Below are 18,443 nucleotides of genomic sequence, written 5' to 3'. Positions count from 1 at the left end.
CGCTTACCTCCCAAGAGCCATAAAATGGGATATGCATTCTGAATCCAAGCCTCTCGGTGAATTTGATCTGATCCAGCGTTTCTTTAAAACGGGTGCAGATCAGATGCGCTCAAATAGTGATCAAACCATTGCCCTGGGCATTGGTGATGATTGCGCTCTATTAAAGCCCGCCCCCGGAGAAGAAATTGTCATTACCAGCGATATGCTGGTGGAAGGCAGACACTTTTTTATGGGAGCAAATCCTGCGCTTTTAGGCCGCAAAGCCCTAGCCGTCAACCTTTCTGACCTTGCCGCGATGGGTGCTAAGCCACTTGGATTTACTTTAGCCATTGCTCTACCGAAGGCTGACACAGCCTGGCTTGAAGCCTTTTCCAAAGGGCTGTTTGATATTGCGAATCAATATTCCTGTCCGCTGATTGGCGGCGATACCACTGCTGGCCCCCTCACCATTTCTATTACGGCATTTGGTAGCGCTCCATCTGGAAAAGCCATTCGCAGGTCAGGGGCAAAAGCCGGCGATGAGATTTGGTTATCCGGTTCAGTTGGTGATGCAAGACTTACTCTTGCTGCACTGCGTCAAGAAATTAATTTATCCGATAACGAGCTAAAACAAATTGAGCATCGCATGCATGATCCAGTCCCTCGTATAGAACTTGGCATCAAACTGCGCAGCATTGCCAGCGCTGCCTTAGACATATCAGATGGCCTACTTGGCGACCTCAAGCACATCCTCAATCAATCGCAAGTTGGAGCCGAAGTATTTTTAGATCAACTTCCAAAATCTGCAAGCTTACAAAAACAAAGTGAAACCATTCAAAAGCAATTTGCCGCTTGTGGTGGCGATGATTATGAAATCTGTTTTACCGCGCCCACTGAGCACAGAGATGCTATTGATGTAATTAGCAAAGAATTACATTTGCCGATTACTAGAATTGGACGCATCACAGCAAACACTGGACCAACTGAAACATTGCAACTACTAAACAATGGCAACTTACTCAGTAATACCGAAACGGCCAAACTGCTCAAGTCTTTCGATCACTTTGCAAAATGAATGGCTCCAAAGATACCTACTCAGTAACGCCCACATTTAAATGGGTACGACAAACCGCCAGTCGTACTATCGCCTTTGGCTTTGGAAGCGGCCTAAGCCCCGTCGCACCTGGGACTGCAGGCACTCTCTGGGCCTGGGCAGCATTCTTAATAGGCGAGTACTTTTTATCTACAGAGGACTTTTTTTGGATCATTAGCGGCGGTCTTCTTCTGGGTTGCTGGGTCTGCGGTCATGTCAGCGAAGAATTGGGCAAGAAAGATTTTGGGGGCATTGTTTGGGATGAAATCATTGCCTTTTGGATTGTTCTGATTTTGATCATGCCTACTCCAATCTGGATGCAAGCAATTGCTTTTGGACTCTTCCGCTTTTTTGATGCTGTTAAACCAGGCCCCATTGGAATGATCGATCGTCACTTTAAAAATCTAGAGAGCAACAGTGAGGAATCATCAAGCATGCTACAAATTATTTGGCGTGGGTTTGGCATCATGGCGGATGATCTTGCTGCAGCCTTCTTCACGCTCTTAGCGATTGCGTTAATTCAAAAAATCATTCCACTATGAATTCGATTGATCACGCCAAAATACTGGCACTCCTTTTGCTGGCGAGAGGCTGGAAAATAGCACTCGCTGAATCTTGCACGGGCGGAATGGTATGCGCCACCTTGACAGAATTATCTGGCTCAAGCGAGTGGTTCGAGCGTGGCTACATTACTTACAGTAACCAGGCTAAAACCGAATGTCTAGGCGTTCCAGATGCGCTAATACTGGCCCATGGGGCAGTCAGTGAGCCGGTGGCAAGGGCTATGGCTCAAGGCGCTCAGCGCAATGCGGGGGTTCATGTAGGCGTTTCCATTACGGGGATTGCTGGGCCAACTGGAGGTACAACAGAAAAGCCCGTGGGCACAGTTTGCTTTGGGTGGACCATACCAAACGCTGCTGGTGAGTATGTCACCACCTGTCAAACCAAATTATTTAGCGGAGATAGGAAATCAATACGAGAGCAAGCAACTGAATATGCCTTAGTGGGTTTACTTCAATTGCTCAACAACTAATTACTTCATCCAGCCTTTGCTATAGAAATAGCCCAGTGGAATAACGGCTGAAATAATCATTGCAGCAATTGCCATTGGATAACCCCAAGTAGCATCTAGTTCTGGCATATGCTTATAGTTCATACCCCAAACACTTGCTAATAAAGTAGGCGGCATTAAGGCAACAGATACCACCGAGAAGATTTTAATAATCTTGGATTGGTTCAAGTTAATGAAACCAACAGTAGCATCCATTAAGAAGTTAATCTTATCGAATAAGAATGCCGTATGGTTCTCAAGAGAATCAATATCGCGCAAAATTTGACGCGCCTCTTCTTGCTGCTCATCAGATAACAACTTGCTGCGCATCAGGAAAGATAAGGCTCTGCGGGTATCCATCACATTACGACGAATACGTCCGTTGGTATCTTCTTCCTTCGCAATCGTCTCTAAAACCTCTGCAGCATCGGCATCATTAATGCTGTCAGATAACACTCGCTTACCTGCTTGTTCGAGGTTTTCATAAACCTCTTCCAAGGCATCAGCAGAGTACTCAGCATCGGTAGAGTACAGATCAAGCAAGACATCTTTTGCATTACTCACTGAACCAGGGCGCAAACGAGCACGCAGTCGTACCAAGCGGAACACTGGCAAATCTTCATCATGAATAGAAAACAATACTTGCTTAGTCAGGACAAACGCGACTCGTACGTTACGAGAAGTTTCTTCTTCATCCAATAAGAAATCAGTACGAATATGGAGATGGCCATCGTCGGCTTCAAAATAACGAGCAGAGGCTTCTAAGTCACCTAAGTCATCCAACTCAGGCAAAAGTACGCCAAATGCCTCTTTAATCCAAATAAGTTCCTCTTCCTCTGGATCAACGACGTCGATCCAGATAGGATTAGCGTATTGCAACAATTCATTGCGATCTTCGACTTGCTCTTGAGAGAGGCGGCCATTTTGCAGGACGAACAAGTTGATCATGGTGAACTCCTAAGGAATGTGCGCTAGTTTATCCTATACAACATGACAGTTTCACTAAAATAAGCCAAATCCAATGAACTCTCGCTCAAATACCTTTAACCAGCAACTCCAGTCTGCATGGGCTTCACAAGGCAGCATGCTGTGTGTTGGTTTTGACCCAGATCCAAAGCGCTTGCCCCAATGCCTCCAAGGCAAACCCGAGGGGATCTTTGAGTTCTGCCGTGACATTGCTGATGCCACTGCAGACTTAGTCTGTGCGTTTAAGCCCCAGTTTGCTTACTTTGCCTCCCAAAGAGCCGAGGCCCAATTAGAAAAGCTCATCAGGCACCTCAAGGATAAATACCCTCATATCCCCGTGATCTTAGATTCCAAGCGCGGCGATATTGGCAGCACAGCAGATCACTATGCTCTTGAGGCCTTTGAGCGCTATGGAGCAGATGCGGTCACCGTTAACCCTTATATGGGCTTTGACACTATTGAGCCCTACCTGAAGCATGCAGGCAAAGGTGTGATTGTGTTGTGCCGCACCTCGAATCCTGGTGGCTCAGATTTGCAATTTCTGAATATTGCCTCTGGAGAACCCCTCTATTTGCATGTGGCCAAACTGGCCGCACAAAAGTGGAATGGCTCGGGTCAGATTAGTCTCGTTGTAGGCGCCACATACCCTGAAGAAATCGCCAAAGTGCGTGCCATTGTTGGCGATATGCCCTTACTGATTCCAGGTATTGGCGCTCAAGGTGGTGACATCGATGCAACAGTGAATGCGGGTCGGATTGCAGGTGCTCCTGGCACCGGAATGATCATCAACTCCTCTAGGGCTATTTTGTACGCAAGCACTGGCAATGATTTTGCTCAGGCGGCAAGAGTGGTTGCACAAACCACACGTGACGCACTTAGGGCTGCAGCAAAATAAGCTGACACCCTAAAGATTTATTTCCTTATTTACTGCTTTTAGGCGCTGGGTAAGGCGCTAAAGCCACTCGATCCATATTTTCCAAAATGAAATCTTGGCGAGTGGGAAAATGAATATTGGACTTGCGGCAATACGGTGGTTTGTCAAAACATTTTGGCGAAGGTAGTGCGGAACCTAAGGCAGCAGCCTGATCGCGCCCCAATGCAGCTGGAGTTGTTGCGTAATAGTAATGAGATGCAGCTCCAATACCAAAGATGCCCTCACCCCATTCGACTGAATTGAGATAGATCTCAAATAAGCGCTCTTTAGAAAGGGTGAGCTCCAGAAGTGCAGCAATGATGAATTCTTGTCCTTTGCGCAAATAATTTTGCTCTGAAGAAAGAAATAGGTTTTTAGCCAACTGCTGGGTAATAGTTGAGCCGCCACGCAATGCAGTCTTAGAGCTACCTGCCGCCTGAGCCTTTTGCTGATTCTTTTCCCAAGCTTTTTTCATATCCTCAATCCGAAAGCCTTTGTGCTGAAAAAAGATATCGTCCTCGCTGACCAATACTGCGCGCTTGAGGTTATTAGAAATTTGCTTATAAGGTGTCCACTCGGAATAAACCGGACAGGACCAATGCCATGAGCACAAACGCCAACGTTCAGCCCTTTGAAACGAAGTGCTAGAAGGATTAAACACAATCCATAGGGCAATCTGAAGCGCAAAGTAAATCTGCATTGCCAAAAAACCAGCGAGCAGGCATTTGACTAAATAAGTGAGCCAACGCATCAGAAATTATGCTCAGCGGGTAAGTTAACTACGAAGCTTAGCCAATACTGCGCGGGGATCAATAGCTGTGGCTAAGGCTTGACCTCGCCACAATAAAAAAGCATCGGCAGCCTGTTCAACCAACATGCCTAAGCCATCACTAACACGCGCACCTTTTTGTAAGGCTTGTTGCATAAAGGCAGTCGATTTTCCGTAAACCATATCGTATGCAAATGAGCTTGGCACAAAAATATTAGCTGTAGCAGCGGGGGTCAGTGGAGATTCATCAACCAATCCAGCAGCAGTAGCATTAATCACCAAATCAAATGGATATGGCGTTCTTGTAGCATCCTCCAGCTCAACCAAAACTCGAGACTCAAGCGCTACTTCTTTTGTAGCTGCAAGATCAGCAAATAGCTTTACTAACTCTTCCGCCTTTGAGCTAGATCGATTGGCAATCACCAAACACTTGGGTGATTGCTCCAACAAAGGCCCAATCACACCTCGGGCTGCACCGCCTGCTCCTAGGAGCAAAATTCTGGATTGCTGAATCGAAATTCCTTGCGCCAATAAATCACGCACTAGCCCAGCACCATCAGTATTGTCACCATAAACCTTGCCGTCTTTCATCCATAAGGTATTAACAGCTCCAGCCAACTGAGCACGCGAACTCAATACGTCAGCAAACGCTTGTGCATCTAATTTAAACGGCACGGTGACATTCATGCCTTTGCCACCAGCAGCGAAGAAAGCTTTTGCCGCTATTGCAAATGCATTGATCTCAGGCTGTAATCGGCCATAGTGCATTTTTTGCTTAGCCTGCTCTGCAAAGTGCTGGTGAATGACAGGCGACTTGCTGTGGGCAATTGGATTACCAGCTACGGCGTACACATCCATCCCAGAAAATGCACTGGGATCGGTATGCAGCTCGGCTGAGTAAGATGAATTCATGATGACTAGAGAATAAGCGAATTTACGAACTATTTTTCAAAATTAATGACGCAACTCTAGACGGTCAGCGCCGTCCCGCGTGAACTCAAAGGTAGAAATCCAATCCAGTATGTCGATCTGATTGCGCATTTCCGAGGGGAATGGTCCAAAGGGTGCTGAAGCACGCACGATTGCGATCGCCTGCCGGTCCAATTCAGGATTGCCTGAGCTACGACCGATTGATAAGCCATCTTTACCCTGAGCATTTGTAGTAATTCGCCCCTGGGCATCCACGCTGACCACAATCACTAGACTGCCATATAAAGGACGGCCATTAGCGCGTGGGAAAAATGCACTCCCATACGCCTCAATTTTTTGACGCATCGCATCGTAGTAATGTGCAAATGTCACTGCTTTGGCACTGGTACCAGTTAAAACTTTACGACGGGGTTCGCGACCATCGGCCTGCAAACGCTTGGCTAACTCAGCTTCAAGTGAATTGAGTTGTGGTGTCATCTTCTGATCATCCCCACTCTTACGTCCACCTGAACGAGCCCGCTGCTCATCTAGCTTTGCCAGCATTTGCTTCTGCTGCTTTTCTAAAACCTCAAGGCGAGCCTCTGCTCCCAAGCGAGCACGGTGTAATGCAGTTGCATCTTGATTACTGGTTTTGCCGCCGCCCTGTAAATCTGCTTGCGCTAATTTGTCAGCCTCTTTCGGTGGAATTTTATTGCTGGCATTTACCAAGACAACACTCAGAGGGGTATTAAGGCGACGATTCTCAATCTCTCCAAATCCCCAACGTACCGATAAAAAAATAATATGAATTAATAGTGATACACACAGTGCCAAACGAAAAGGATGATGACGCCAAGCAGTCTGAAGGTAAAGGACGGCTTTGTGCAATGTTGCAGGCATCGCCACCTCCGTCAATTTAGGCCGCGCTACCATCTTCATCGGCACTCACTTGGGGCACCTCGATCTTGGCTTCGACCTCTAGCACCCTGATAGCGGCACTTAATTGCAATAAATCGACATCTGTTAAAACTACTTCAGCACGAGTCATACGTGGGTGGCTTGCTAATTCTGGAATCGGGAGATGTAGTGGTACCAACTCCAGTCGAGACATACCTTCTTTTAAATGACGTACATGCACATTCTTAGACTCACCATCTTGACTAACCCAACGCAGACACCAGTATTTTTCTAACCTATCTTGGTATTCACCATAGGTTTGATAGGAAGATTCAAAGTCAGCTGCAATACCCATTAAAGCTGCATCACGCGGCGGAAAGGGCGCTACCATCTTTGCGGTTACACCATGTTTAGCTAAGGCAATGAGTTGCCATTGGTTTACTAAATCAGAATAGCGGCGCAGTGGCGAGGTGCACCATGCGTAGTAATCCAAACCAAGACCCTCATGTGGCCCCGGTGTTGTTTGCATGCGAGTACGCAAAGGACCCCAACCTTTCTGGGTTCTGAATAAACCAGGCAAACCATGATCGGCTAAAAGCTGGCCGGAAGCGCTATTACAGAAAATCATCCACTCCGCAACAATCGTATCGAGAATAGAGCCGCGCTGACGGGGAACAATCTCAACACGCTGCACTCCATTGGCATCCTGAATCTGAAAATGAAAATCTCTCGCTAAAGCATTTGGATCAATTAAACCTAACTGCTCAGCGCGCAGGCCATTAGCAACTCTTTTTTCTTGACGTGCAGCATGCAGATGCTTAGCAGCCATCCATAAAATAGCAAGCTCTTTTCGATAAGGATAGCTAGCGCCCTCATCTTGCAAACTCTCTTCGCTGACGAGATGCTCGATATCCTCTAAGCGCAAATTGGCTGCCATGGGCACCATCTCAGCGCGCATTTGTAACGAATCTCTATTTGCAAGTCCTTCAGCATCAATATCCACATAGATCGACAGAGCTGGCCTCGGCGCGCCCTCATCCAAAGAAAATTGCTCAATCACTGAGTCCGGCAACATCGTGATTTTGTCACCCGGAAAATACACAGTGGACATGCGAGCCCGTGCCACTTGGTCCAAGGGATCATCTTTAGAAATCGCCAAACCAGGAGCAGCGATGTGAATGCCGATACGATGACCGCCGTCCTCTAGCTCCGTCACCGAGAGCGCATCATCTATCTCGGTGGTGCCTGCGTCATCAATAGAGAAAGCTTTTACGTCTGCAAGCGGTAACTCTGCAATAGCAGCCGCATAGGCAGCTTGATCAACCCCAACACTTTGACTGTGTGCAGCACCATTTGGGAAATGTGCCTTAAGAAACATTCCTTGGTGATACGCCAGAGGTGAATCAATTGCAGCACACCGAATCATTAACTGCGCAGGAGACTCCCCAGTCTCAGTGCACGCAGCCATCAATGCTTTATAGGCGGTAGTATTTTTATCGGGTGAAAACAATAACTGCTGAGCAGATGATTTGAGCGTTTCTGGGAAAGTACCAGCGACCAATTCTTGTTGCCATGCAGACTGCTGCTCCAGCTCTTTTTGCTTACGCTCAAGCGCAGCTAAACCAGCCTGTAATTGTTCAAGTGGTGCCCTCTGAAAACGGCCGCGCCCCTTACGACGGAAAAATACCGGGGCTCCTTGCAAAGCAATTCCCAACGAAACCTGCTGTGGAATAGTTGCTTGCGCACCAAAGTATTCATGAGAAACATCGACTAACCCAAACTCTTCTTCCGGAGCACAGTCCCACAGCAGTTGCAAATCGATATCTTTCGATAAAGCAGAGGCCTCATCCATGACGGCCTGGGCTTCAGGCTTTTCAAAGCGTAACCAAACTTCCTTAGCTTTAAGCTTGATCTTTTTTCCAGAAAGGCTAGTAGCCTGCCAAGACTCAGTATCGCCCGAGCCTGATGCAGACTGCACTGTGGCAATCTTGATATCGCCACCTTCTTCATATAAAAGATTCATGCTTAGAGAGAGATTCCGCCGCTAGCCTCTAAAGCAACACCATTGACATAGCTAGCCTCATCACTAGCCAAGAATAGATAGACATTAGCCATTTCTTCTGGAGTGCCAAGACGCCCAAGCCAACTGCGCCTTTCAATGTCTTGCAAAATATTTTCTGGCATTGCTTTCACCATCTCGGTTGCAATAAATCCAGGACAAACCGCGTTCACACGAATGCCTTTAGGGCCAAGCTCACGCGCCCAAGTCTTGGTAAAGCCAATGACGCCAAACTTAGTCGCCGAGTAATTGGTCTGACCAAAATTACCGTACAGACCGACAACGCTAGAGGCATTCACAACTGCGCCTGACTTAGCCTCCAACATATGCGGAACAATTAACTGAGTGCAGTTAAATACGCCCTTTAAATTGACATCAATCACCGTATCAAACTGTGCCTCTGTCATCTTGACTAAGCGAGCATCTTGCGTAATGCCAGCGTTATTAATAAGGATATCGATGCGACCATGTTTTTGCATCACTTGATCCACAACTGCCTGAATACTGGCGCGATCTGTCACATTCATGGCGTAGGCTTCCGCATTTGGAATTTGTGCGGCAGCGCCTTTTACGAACTCTAGATTCATATCCGCAATGATCACAATTGCACCCTCTTGGGCAAAGCGCTGGGCAGTAGCAAAACCAATTCCTTTTGCAGCACCCGTGATGATTGCTACCTTATCTTTTAATCTATTGCCCATGATTTACTCTCTGTATTTAGATTGATTCTGATCGCGCCTGTTAAACAGTAATCGCTTTTAATATTTTTTGATGAACGCCACCAAATCCACCATTGCTCATAACCAAAATATGATCGCCAGGTCTTGCTTCTTTGACAACTGCATTCACTAAAGCATCCAGATCATTAAAAGCTTGCGCCTTACCTTGTTCTGTTGCATTGAGTGGAGATAAAACCTCCGCTAAATCCCAGCCCAGAGATTCCTTACCAGTCTCGGCGCCATAGGCAAAAACGACATCAGCTTGATTAAGGCTACCAGGAAGCTGGGCCTTCATGACGCCAAGCTTCATCGTATTGGAGCGAGGCTCTAATACGGCCAGAATGCGCGCCTTACCAACACGACGACGCAAACCATCTACAGTGGTTGTGATAGCAGTTGGGTGATGCGCAAAATCGTCATAAACAGTAATGTCATTTGCAATTCCGATCGTTTCAAGACGTCGTTTGACGTTTTTAAATTCTGCTAAAGCGCGCGCAGAATCTGCAGGTGAAATACCGATGTGATTTGCTGATGCAATGGCTGCTAACGCATTAAGTTGATTGTGTCGACCCATCACCCCTGAGTCTGAAGCCCAGTTCACCTTCGCGACTTCTTTGCCGGACTGACGCACAATAAATCCGTCGCCATCTTGAGAAATGAATGACCACTCATTAGTAGACTCATGACCAAAATGTTCAACTGGTGCCCAGGCGCCCCTGGTAATCACACTAGCCAGGGCAGGCTCTTCACCATTGACCACCAACAAACCATCGCTCGGAACGGTACGCACCAAATGATGAAACTGAGTCTCAATGGCCGCCAGATCAGCAAAAATATCGGCATGATCAAACTCCAAATTATTTAATAAAGCAGTGCGTGGTCTGTAGTGGACAAACTTGCTCCGCTTATCAAAGAAGGCAGTGTCATACTCATCGGCCTCGATCACAAAATATTTACTCTCACCCAAACGTGCAGACACCGTGAAATTGAGTGGTACTCCGCCAATTAAATACCCCGGCTTGTAACCATTAAATTCTAGAATCCAAGTAAGCATGGCAGATGTAGTTGTCTTGCCATGGGTGCCGGCAACCGCTAAAACATGCCTGCCGTATAAAACTTGTTCACCGAGCCACTGTGGACCAGAGATATAAGGGAGTCCTTGGTTAAGGATGGCTTCCATCAATGGATTTCCACGTGAAACCACATTGCCGATTACAAATAAATCAGGCATCGTCTCAAACTGCAATAATTGATCTGGTGAAAATCCTTCAATCAGTTGGATACCTTGAGCCTCGAGTTGAGTACTCATTGGTGGATACACGTTAGCATCACAACCAGTTACACGATGTCCGGCTTGCCGAGCAATTGCGGCAATGCCGCCCATGAAAGTACCGCAGATGCCCAAGATATGTATATGCATCCACGAATTTTAGCGAAGGACTTGCAATGAACCGAAGACAATTAATCACCATCTGCGGAATTAGCCTCATAGCCTTGCTTGGCGGCATCTTTACCTCGCAATGGATTTCTAAAACTGGCTTGGCTAGCGAACCTTCAGTAAAAGCCTTTTTTGCTAACCCTTGGCAAACTCCAGATGGAAAAGCTGCTAATTCAGCCGAATGGCAGGGAAAAGTCCTGGTAGTGAACTTTTGGGCCTCCTGGTGCCCCCCGTGCGTTGAAGAAATGCCTACTTTGGATTTACTTCAGCAGGAGTACTTACAGCAAAATGTCTTATTTGTCGGTATCGGCATCGATTCACCATCTAATATTCGTGAATTTCTGAAAAGTACCCCTGTTTCATATCCAATCCTCATTGGCGGACTTGAAGGCAGCAATCTATCCAAGCAAATGGGCAATACCCAAGGCGCCCTACCTTATACCGTCATTATTGATACTAAAGGTAAGTCAACTTATACAAAATTAGGAAAGATAAGCGAAGATGAGCTCAGAAAGGCAATTAAAGCTGCTTTATAAGTAATTTTATTGATCTTTGCAGCTAGCAGCTTACCCCCTTATTGCACAAAAATGTGGCAATAAAGCTGATTTCCTATAAATAACATGGTCCAATAGCCCCCAAAATTCCTATTTTTAGATTATTGAGCGGGTATACTGCTGGCATAGTATGTGAAGCAATTAACATCTAACTGCCTCTAAAAACAGGGATCTATGTCGAAAAAAGCTTCAATTCTCGTAATTCAGGGCCCAAATCTCAATCTGCTGGGTACTCGTGAACCAGAGGTTTACGGGAAAACTACCCTGGCAGACATCCATCAAAAACTAGAAGATCTGGCTAAGGCCCAATCTGTAGACCTAAGCACTTATCAAAGCAATCATGAAGGCGAGCTTATTGACCGCATTCAAAAAGCCAAACTAGACGAGGTTGATTTCATCATCATCAATCCAGGTGCATTTACCCACACTAGCGTTGCTTTGCGTGACGTTTTGGCTGGAGTTGCCATCCCCTTTGTGGAAATCCACTTATCCAATATTCATCAGCGCGAAGAGTTCCGAAAGCACTCCTATCTGTCTGATATCGCAACCGGGGTGATTTGTGGCCTTGGCGCAATCGGTTATGAATTAGCACTGCAGGCAGCCATTGCCCGTTTACAAAAATAAATTTATTTAAAGAATTACAAGAGAGGAAGTACTCGCATGGATCTAAGAAAATTAAAAACCTTGATCGACCTAGTTTCTGAATCAGGCATTTCTGAGCTAGAGGTTAATGAAGGCGAAGACCGTGTACGCATTGTTAACTCTGGCTCTTCAGTTCCTACTGGACAGGTAGTTTATGCAACTCCTGCGCCTGCACAAGCTGCGCAAGCTGCTCCTGCTGCCGCACCTGCTCCTGCTACAACTCCAGCAGCCGAAGCTCCTGCTGCTGAATCTGGTTTTGTTGCTCGCTCCCCGATGGTGGGCACTTTCTACCGCGCACCAAATCCGGAGTCTCCGAATTTCGTCAACATTGGCGACACTGTAAAAGTAGGTCAAACACTTTGCATCATCGAAGCGATGAAATTACTCAATGAGATTGAGTCAGAGCACGCTGGGGTAGTGAAAGAAATTCTTTGCGAAAACGGTCAAGGCGTTGAATTTGATCAGCCACTCTTCATCATTGCTTAATCCATTCCTACCTAACTTAGAGCTGACATGTTCGATAAGATTCTGATCGCCAATCGGGGAGAAATTGCTCTCCGTATCCAACGCGCATGCCGTGAGTTGGGAATTAAAACTGTCGTGGTGTATTCCACTGCAGACAAAGAAGCGAAATATGTGAAGCTAGCTGATGAAGCCGTCTGCATTGGGCCGGCGCCTTCTCCACTAAGTTATCTCAATATGCCTGCAATTATTTCTGCAGCCGAAGTAACCGATGCCGAAGCAATTCACCCTGGTTATGGCTTCCTTTCTGAGAATGCCGACTTTGCTGAACGCGTTGAGAAATCAGGCTTTGCCTTCATCGGACCAACTGCTGCATCAATTCGTCTCATGGGCGACAAAGTATCAGCAAAACGCGCCATGATTAAAGCGGGTGTTCCTTGCGTTCCTGGATCTGAAGGTGCCCTTCCTGATAACCCAAAAGAAATTGTTGCTACTGCAAAAAAAGTGGGTTACCCAGTCATTATTAAAGCTGCTGGCGGTGGTGGTGGTCGAGGCATGCGAGTTGTTCATACTGAGGCAGCATTGATTAATGCTGTCAATATGACCAAAGAAGAAGCTGGTCGCGCGTTTGGTAACCCAGAGGTCTATATGGAGAAGTTTTTAGAAAAACCTCGCCACGTAGAGATTCAAATTCTGGCCGATACCCATGGCAATGCAATTTGGCTTGGCGAACGTGATTGCTCTATGCAACGTCGCCATCAAAAAGTCATTGAAGAAGCTCCAGCACCAGGCATCGATCGTCGCTTGATCGCCAAAATTGGTGAGCGCTGCGCAGAAGCCTGCCGAAAAATTGGTTACCGTGGTGCAGGTACGTTTGAGTTCCTCTATGAAAACAATGAATTCTTCTTCATTGAGATGAATACTCGCGTTCAAGTTGAGCATCCTGTGACTGAGATGATTACCGGCGTAGATATTGTTCAAGAGCAGATTCGGATTGCTGCTGGCCTCAAATTAGCCTATCGCCAAAAAGATATTGTGTTCCGCGGCCATGCAATTGAATGCCGTCTGAATGCTGAAGACCCGTTCAAGTTCACACCAAGCCCGGGCAAAATTGGCTCTTTCCATATGCCAGGCGGCCCCGGAATTCGTGTCGACTCTCATGCCTATAGCGGTTATGTGGTTCCTTCAAACTACGACTCGATGATTGGCAAATTAATTTCCTATGGCAATACTCGCGAACAAGCGATCCGCCGTATGCAAATTGCCCTGTCGGAGATGGTGATTGATGGCATTACGACTAACGTACCCTTGCACCGTGAATTAATGCTAGACCCTAACTTCATGGAAGGCGGCACCAGTATTCACTATCTAGAGCATCGCTTAGAAGAACAAGCCGCAAGTCGCGGAAAACCTTAATTAATGCGAGTGCCTTATGTCTTATCGTGAACTGATCTTCACGGTAGTTGCTGAAACAGCGGAACCCTTAGGCGATGCGCTACTGGAATTGGGCGCACTATCTGTCACCGTAGAGGATGATGCGGCTGGTGGGTACGATGAGAATCCACTCTATGGAGAGCCCGGCCTATCCCCTGAAGTGCAAGCCTGGGATAGATCTTCAGTTACCGCGCTCTTTAATCCCGACATTGATGATTCAGCTAGCGCAGAATTTATTCCTGAATTACTTGCCTCTCTAAAAGAGGCTGGCTTTAAGTTATCAGCCCCCCAAGAAAGAATTGTTGAAGAGCAAGATTGGGTAAGACTGACCCAAAGCCAATTTGCCCCCATCCCAATTGGTAAACGAATTTGGGTCGTACCCTCTTGGCATGATGCCCCCACCGATCCAAATGCGATCTGTTTGGCCGTTGATCCAGGCTTAGCTTTTGGCACCGGTAGCCACCCTACTACCCATTTGTGTTTGTTATGGCTCGAAGAACAGAGCAAACTAAGCAATCAAAGTTTGCTCGATTACGGTTGTGGCTCCGGCATTCTTGCCATTGCGGCCGCAAAACTTGGCTGCAATCCTGTTGTTGGTACTGATATCGACCCTCAAGCGATGGTTGCCGCACGCAGCAATGCACAAATTAACAATACCGTTATTCAGTTTGTTCTACCTAATGAAGATGCGCCAGAGCTTGCTGCGCAGACTAAGTACGAGATCGTGATGGCTAATATCTTGGCTAACCCGCTTCAAGTACTCGCTCCAGCATTGGTCAACAAAATGCGTCCAGGCGGACAAATTGTTCTATCTGGAGTTCTTGCTCGCCAAGCAGACGAGGTGATTGCCACCTACAGCCAATGGCTAAAGCTCTCTGTTTGGAAAGATAATGACGGATGGGTTTGCTTGCACGGAACTTTATCGACAGACATCCACAAAACAACTGTTTTTGCTGCGCCTGCGCAAAAAAAAAGCGTTAAGTTAGCTCTATTAGCCTGCCTTTTTGTTCTGCTGCTGGTATTTGGTGAGCATCTTTCGAGAAATTCTTTGCTTCCAGCATTAGCACCACGCATTGACGGCACATCAAATTCTTTTTTAGTCAGCGCATTTTCAGTTTTGCAGCATGTTGATGAAAAATTGTGTCGCGTACTAGGCTGCGTAAATCGCTCTGTAAGCGATTTTGCTGCGTGGAAAATAACTTCAGCCGCCCTGTCGCCTGAAAACGCGCGAGAGGGCCTTAAAAGCGGCGCAAATCAATCGATACTGCAAGTTGAAATACAAAATCGTCTTGCGATACCTGTTTTAGCCCCAAATTTAGAAATTTCTCTCACTGATGCAGAAGAGACTGAGATCAAATCGATCCAACTCTCTCCAAAAGAATGGTTACCTACTGCTTGGCAAGAGTCTCATCCTGATTTTTTGCGCACGGGTATCGCCTCCGGGGAGCAAATCCAAACCGCCTTACCAATTCAATTGCCGCAAAATGCTGCAGGCTATCGAGTGCGGGTGGTTTACCCCTAAGACTAATCCTATTTTTCTTTATTTTTGACCCTGATGCATCTTCATCCCTTTACAGAAAGTAATTTATGGCTAGCTTGATCTGCGGCTCTATCGCCTACGACACCATCATGAACTTTGAAGGCAAATTTGCCGACCAAATCCTGCCTGAGCAGATTCATATCCTGAATGTGGCCTTCTTAGTGCCCACTATGCGCCGAGAATTTGGTGGTTGCGCAGGTAATATTGCGTATAACCTCAAGCTTTTAGGTGGCGATCCCATCATCATGGCAACTGTTGGCGGCGATGCTACCCCCTACATGCAGCGTCTTGAGCAATTGCAGATTGATGCTAGCCACATTCGTCAAATTGACCAGTCCTTTACTGCTCAGGCCATGATCACAACCGATCAAGCCAATAATCAAATTACCGCCTTTCATCCAGGCGCCATGGCTGAATCCCATCTCAACCAAGTTTCTGCGGTCATTGCCGAACGCAGCAAAAACTCTAAGGGCGTAGCTCAATTCGGAATCGTGGCTCCGGATGGTCGTCAAGGAATGTGGGAGCACTGCCATCAATTGGCAGAAGCCAATATTCCTTTTATCTTTGATCCAGGCCAAGGCTTGCCAATGTTTAATGGGCCAGAACTTCTTGAGTTAGTTGATATCGCTAGCTACCTAGCGGTAAATGACTATGAAGGCGAAATGCTTTCCCAAAGAACAGGGCTTAGCCTAGCAAAAGTCGCTGAACGGGTAAAAGCATTGATTGTGACCAAAGGCGCTGAAGGCGCGGACATCTACTCCGAAGGTAAATGTATTTCTATTCCGCCAGTACCTGCAGCAAAAGTAGTAGATCCCACTGGATGTGGCGACGCATTCCGCGGTGGATTACTTTTTGGACTAGAAAGTGGCATGGACTGGGAAACCACTGGTCGCCTGGCTAGCTTGATGGGCTCTATCAAGATTACCCATCAGGGACCACAAAATCACCAATTAAGCCAAGCTCAGATTGCTGAGCATTTCAAGACGGCATTCGGCTTTAGCTACTAAGCGCCCTCCAGAAATTCCAGGCAATAAAAAAGGGGTCTCATTAGAGACCCCTTCTAATAACACCCGTCTGATTAAGGACGTGTGCCAGTTGGGAAGGGCCAAGCAGCGGCAGTTGATGCTATTGCAGCTTTCTTAGCCGCGGGCTTTTTTACAGCAGAGCCCGCTTTCTTCGCAGCAGGCTTACTTACTTTTTTTTTGCTACGCGCTTTTTAGCAGCTGGACGCTTCTTAGCGGCTGGCTTCTTTTTAGCGGCTTTTTTAGCAGCAGGCTTCTTAGCAGCAGCTTTTTTCTTAGCAGCTGGACGCTTCTTAGCAGCAGGCTTCTTAGCAGCAGCTTTTTTAGCAGCTGGACGCTTCTTAGCAGCTGGCTTCTTTTTAGCTACTTTTTTAGCAGCTGGTTTCTTAGCAGCTACTTTTTTCTTAGCAGCTGGTTTCTTTGCAGCAGGTTTTTTCTTTGTTGCCATGTGTGTTACTCCTTCACGTGAGGATTAGTACAAACTACATTAAGAAGACCCGACCATCTAATTCCGCCTGGTTTTGCAACCTTTTGGAGCTGACGAGCGAGCCATTCATCGGCGCGCGGCTTGATGCTAAGTGCTGCACGCTAATGAATCCTGGAAAAAAAGCCGTGGCCCCGAAGGACAACGGCTTCTTAAATGTGCTGGAAAAAATAGAGAGAATAGCCCAGGCACCCTTGAGCAAGGGTTTTCGGATTTGAGTCTGTTTTTGCTGACTTCTTAAACTATCCAACCGTCTAATCTCCAATTTAACCGGCTGTGCGCTTACTTACTGCCAACTACTCCCAACTTAGCGCACCACCAGTTTGATACTCAATAACGCGTGTCTCAAAAAAGTTTCGTTCTTTCTTAAGATCAATCATTTCTGACATCCATGGAAATGGATTCTCTTCATTTGGGAACATCGCGTCAAGTCCTATTTGCAAACATCTGCGATTACAAATGTATCTTAGGTATCCTTTGAACATCGGAGCGTTCAATCCGAGCACTCCCCGAGGCATCGTATCTTCGGCATAACGGTACTCTAATTCGACTGCTTTTTCGAAGATGGATTTAATCTCGTCTTTGAACGCGGAAGTCCATAACTGCGGGTTCTCCAGCTTGATTTGGTTAATCAAATCGATACCAAAATTGCAGTGCATTGACTCGTCGCGAAGGATGTATTGATACTGCTCAGCAGCACCCGTCATTTTGTTCTGACGACCCATTGCAAGTATTTGCGTAAAACCAACATAAAAGAACAAACCTTCCATTACGCAAGCAAAAACAATCAGCGAACGAAGTAATTTTTGATCAGCTTCTAATGTGCCAGTCTTGAAATTTGGGTCAGTTAATACATCGATAAAGGGGATCAAGAACTGATCTTTGGCACGAATTGACTCAATCTCGTTATACGCATTGAAGATTTCGGACTGGTCTAGACCCAAAGATTCCACAATATATTGGTAGGCGTGGGTATGAATTGCCTCTTCAAAAGCCTGGCGCAATAGGTATTGGCGGCATTCTGGAGCAGTAATATGACGATAAGTACCCAAAACAATATTGTTAGCGGCCAAAGAATCGGCAGTCGTAAAGAAACCAAGATTGCGCTTAATAATGCGGCGCTCGTCTTCTGTCAGACCATTTGGATCTTTCCAAAGCGCGATATCGCGGTTCATATTGATCTCTTGCGGCATCCAATGGTTTGCGCAACCAGCTAAATACTTCTCCCAAGCCCATTTGTACTTGAAAGGTACAAGCTGATTGACGTCAGTCTTAGCATTAATCACGCGCTTATCAGCAGCGTTTACACGCATAGCGGCGCCACCAGACACATTAGCAGCTGCTACTGGAGCAGATGCAGCAGCCTGTGGTGCCATTGCGACTTGATCTGGCTGTGGACGTTGTGGCTCCACTGCAACCGGCTGCGGTGCAATACCAGCTTTCGCTAGTGCTGGAGCAACTTCCTCTTCCCAATTCAACATAACTTTCTCCTAATTCTTCTATTTATGGCCA

Annotated in this window: 19 protein-coding genes and 1 pseudogene; 11 read left to right on the top strand and 9 right to left on the bottom strand. The window is 46.6% G+C overall.

Annotated features, from left to right (window positions below; genetic code table 11):
- The first annotated feature begins 31 nt into the window (after positions 1 to 31).
- Genes thiL through ICN13_RS00480 form a run of 3 tightly spaced genes read left to right on the top strand, consistent with a single transcriptional unit; the run spans position 32 to position 2,105 of the window.
- Positions 32 to 1,054 carry a thiamine-phosphate kinase gene (gene thiL, locus ICN13_RS00490; RefSeq protein WP_216138085.1) on the top strand — a complete coding sequence of 341 codons (1,023 nt, stop codon included), beginning with the start codon at positions 32 to 34 and terminating at the stop codon, positions 1,052 to 1,054.
- Complete coding sequence (locus tag ICN13_RS00485) at positions 1,051 to 1,614, top strand: phosphatidylglycerophosphatase A (protein ID WP_216138083.1); 564 nt, start codon at positions 1,051 to 1,053, stop codon at positions 1,612 to 1,614. Before thiL ends, ICN13_RS00485 begins: the two co-directional genes overlap by 4 nt.
- Positions 1,611 to 2,105, top strand: coding sequence for a CinA family protein (locus ICN13_RS00480; protein WP_216138081.1), 495 nt, complete (start codon positions 1,611 to 1,613; stop codon positions 2,103 to 2,105). The genes ICN13_RS00485 and ICN13_RS00480 overlap by 4 nt, the downstream gene beginning before the upstream one ends.
- Here the strand turns inward: ICN13_RS00480 and corA are convergent, their stop codons facing one another.
- Positions 2,106 to 3,071 carry a magnesium/cobalt transporter CorA gene (gene corA / locus ICN13_RS00475; RefSeq protein WP_216138079.1) on the bottom strand — a complete coding sequence of 322 codons (966 nt, stop codon included), beginning with the start codon at positions 3,069 to 3,071 and terminating at the stop codon, positions 2,106 to 2,108. It lies immediately after the preceding gene.
- Positions 3,072 to 3,144: 73 nt separating this feature from the next.
- Here corA and pyrF point away from each other — a divergent pair, with 73 nt between their 5' ends.
- Entirely contained in the window at positions 3,145 to 3,984 is an 840-nt protein-coding gene (gene pyrF / locus ICN13_RS00470) for an orotidine-5'-phosphate decarboxylase (protein ID WP_216138077.1), read from the top strand.
- Between the two features lie 25 nt (positions 3,985 to 4,009).
- Here pyrF and mtgA read toward each other — a convergent pair whose 3' ends face one another.
- From mtgA to mpl, 6 genes are read right to left on the bottom strand one after another with little or no spacing between them, the layout of a single operon-like run.
- Positions 4,010 to 4,753, bottom strand: a complete 744-nt coding sequence (gene mtgA / locus ICN13_RS00465; RefSeq protein WP_216138075.1) for a monofunctional biosynthetic peptidoglycan transglycosylase — start codon at positions 4,751 to 4,753, stop codon at positions 4,010 to 4,012.
- Positions 4,754 to 4,777: 24 nt separating this feature from the next.
- Positions 4,778 to 5,683 carry a shikimate dehydrogenase gene (aroE, locus tag ICN13_RS00460; protein WP_216138073.1) on the bottom strand — a complete coding sequence of 302 codons (906 nt, stop codon included), beginning with the start codon at positions 5,681 to 5,683 and terminating at the stop codon, positions 4,778 to 4,780.
- A 42-nt stretch (positions 5,684 to 5,725) separates the two neighbouring features.
- Positions 5,726 to 6,580, bottom strand: a complete 855-nt coding sequence (locus ICN13_RS00455) for an energy transducer TonB (protein ID WP_255533971.1) — start codon at positions 6,578 to 6,580, stop codon at positions 5,726 to 5,728.
- Positions 6,581 to 6,596: 16 nt separating this feature from the next.
- Complete coding sequence (locus tag ICN13_RS00450) at positions 6,597 to 8,600, bottom strand: ribonuclease catalytic domain-containing protein (protein ID WP_216138071.1); 2,004 nt, start codon at positions 8,598 to 8,600, stop codon at positions 6,597 to 6,599.
- Positions 8,601 to 8,602: 2 nt separating this feature from the next.
- Positions 8,603 to 9,337, bottom strand: coding sequence for a 3-oxoacyl-ACP reductase FabG (fabG, locus tag ICN13_RS00445; protein WP_216138069.1), 735 nt, complete (start codon positions 9,335 to 9,337; stop codon positions 8,603 to 8,605).
- A 40-nt stretch (positions 9,338 to 9,377) separates the two neighbouring features.
- The gene (gene mpl, locus ICN13_RS00440) at positions 9,378 to 10,775 is read right to left on the bottom strand and encodes a UDP-N-acetylmuramate:L-alanyl-gamma-D-glutamyl-meso-diaminopimelate ligase (RefSeq protein ID WP_216138067.1); all 1,398 of its coding nucleotides are present in this window, start codon (positions 10,773 to 10,775) and stop codon (positions 9,378 to 9,380) included.
- Between the two features lie 26 nt (positions 10,776 to 10,801).
- On the opposite strand from mpl, the gene ICN13_RS00435 reads away from it, so the two are divergent.
- The 7 genes and pseudogenes from ICN13_RS00435 (at position 10,802) to ICN13_RS00410 (ending at position 16,432) form a co-directional block, all read left to right on the top strand.
- Positions 10,802 to 11,329 (top strand): TlpA disulfide reductase family protein, encoded by a 528-nt coding sequence (locus ICN13_RS00435; protein WP_216138064.1) that lies wholly within the window; start codon positions 10,802 to 10,804, stop codon positions 11,327 to 11,329.
- Between the two features lie 192 nt (positions 11,330 to 11,521).
- Positions 11,522 to 11,971 (top strand): type II 3-dehydroquinate dehydratase, encoded by a 450-nt coding sequence (aroQ, locus tag ICN13_RS00430; protein WP_216138063.1) that lies wholly within the window; start codon positions 11,522 to 11,524, stop codon positions 11,969 to 11,971.
- 36 nt (positions 11,972 to 12,007) lie between these two features.
- Positions 12,008 to 12,475, top strand: coding sequence for an acetyl-CoA carboxylase biotin carboxyl carrier protein (accB, locus tag ICN13_RS00425; RefSeq protein ID WP_216138061.1), 468 nt, complete (start codon positions 12,008 to 12,010; stop codon positions 12,473 to 12,475).
- A 27-nt stretch (positions 12,476 to 12,502) separates the two neighbouring features.
- On the top strand, positions 12,503 to 13,867 hold the full coding sequence (gene accC / locus ICN13_RS00420; RefSeq protein WP_216138055.1) for an acetyl-CoA carboxylase biotin carboxylase subunit: 1,365 nt from the start codon (positions 12,503 to 12,505) through the stop codon (positions 13,865 to 13,867).
- Positions 13,868 to 13,883: 16 nt separating this feature from the next.
- Positions 13,884 to 14,804, top strand: a pseudogene (gene prmA / locus ICN13_RS10100) (50S ribosomal protein L11 methyltransferase); the annotation flags it as partial.
- A complete protein-coding gene (locus ICN13_RS10095) occupies positions 14,793 to 15,407 on the top strand; it encodes a DUF3426 domain-containing protein (RefSeq protein ID WP_255534036.1) in 615 nt (204 codons plus the stop codon). The pseudogene prmA and the gene ICN13_RS10095, both read left to right, overlap by 12 nt.
- 65 nt (positions 15,408 to 15,472) lie before the next feature.
- Positions 15,473 to 16,432 (top strand): carbohydrate kinase family protein, encoded by a 960-nt coding sequence (locus ICN13_RS00410; RefSeq protein ID WP_216138051.1) that lies wholly within the window; start codon positions 15,473 to 15,475, stop codon positions 16,430 to 16,432.
- Between the two features lie 184 nt (positions 16,433 to 16,616).
- Here the strand turns inward: ICN13_RS00410 and ICN13_RS00405 are convergent, their stop codons facing one another.
- Together ICN13_RS00405 and ICN13_RS00400 are read right to left on the bottom strand one after the other, a co-directional pair.
- Positions 16,617 to 16,895, bottom strand: coding sequence for a hypothetical protein (locus ICN13_RS00405; protein ID WP_370622928.1), 279 nt, complete (start codon positions 16,893 to 16,895; stop codon positions 16,617 to 16,619).
- A 332-nt stretch (positions 16,896 to 17,227) separates the two neighbouring features.
- The gene (locus tag ICN13_RS00400; RefSeq protein ID WP_216138048.1) at positions 17,228 to 18,412 is read right to left on the bottom strand and encodes a ribonucleotide-diphosphate reductase subunit beta; all 1,185 of its coding nucleotides are present in this window, start codon (positions 18,410 to 18,412) and stop codon (positions 17,228 to 17,230) included.
- Positions 18,413 to 18,443 lie beyond the last annotated feature (31 nt).

The organism is Polynucleobacter sp. MWH-Berg-3C6, from assembly GCF_018881855.1.
Classification (GTDB): domain Bacteria; phylum Pseudomonadota; class Gammaproteobacteria; order Burkholderiales; family Burkholderiaceae; genus Polynucleobacter.
The sequence above is the reverse complement of the archived record's forward strand: the minus strand, read 5'-3'. Positions and strand labels throughout refer to the sequence as shown.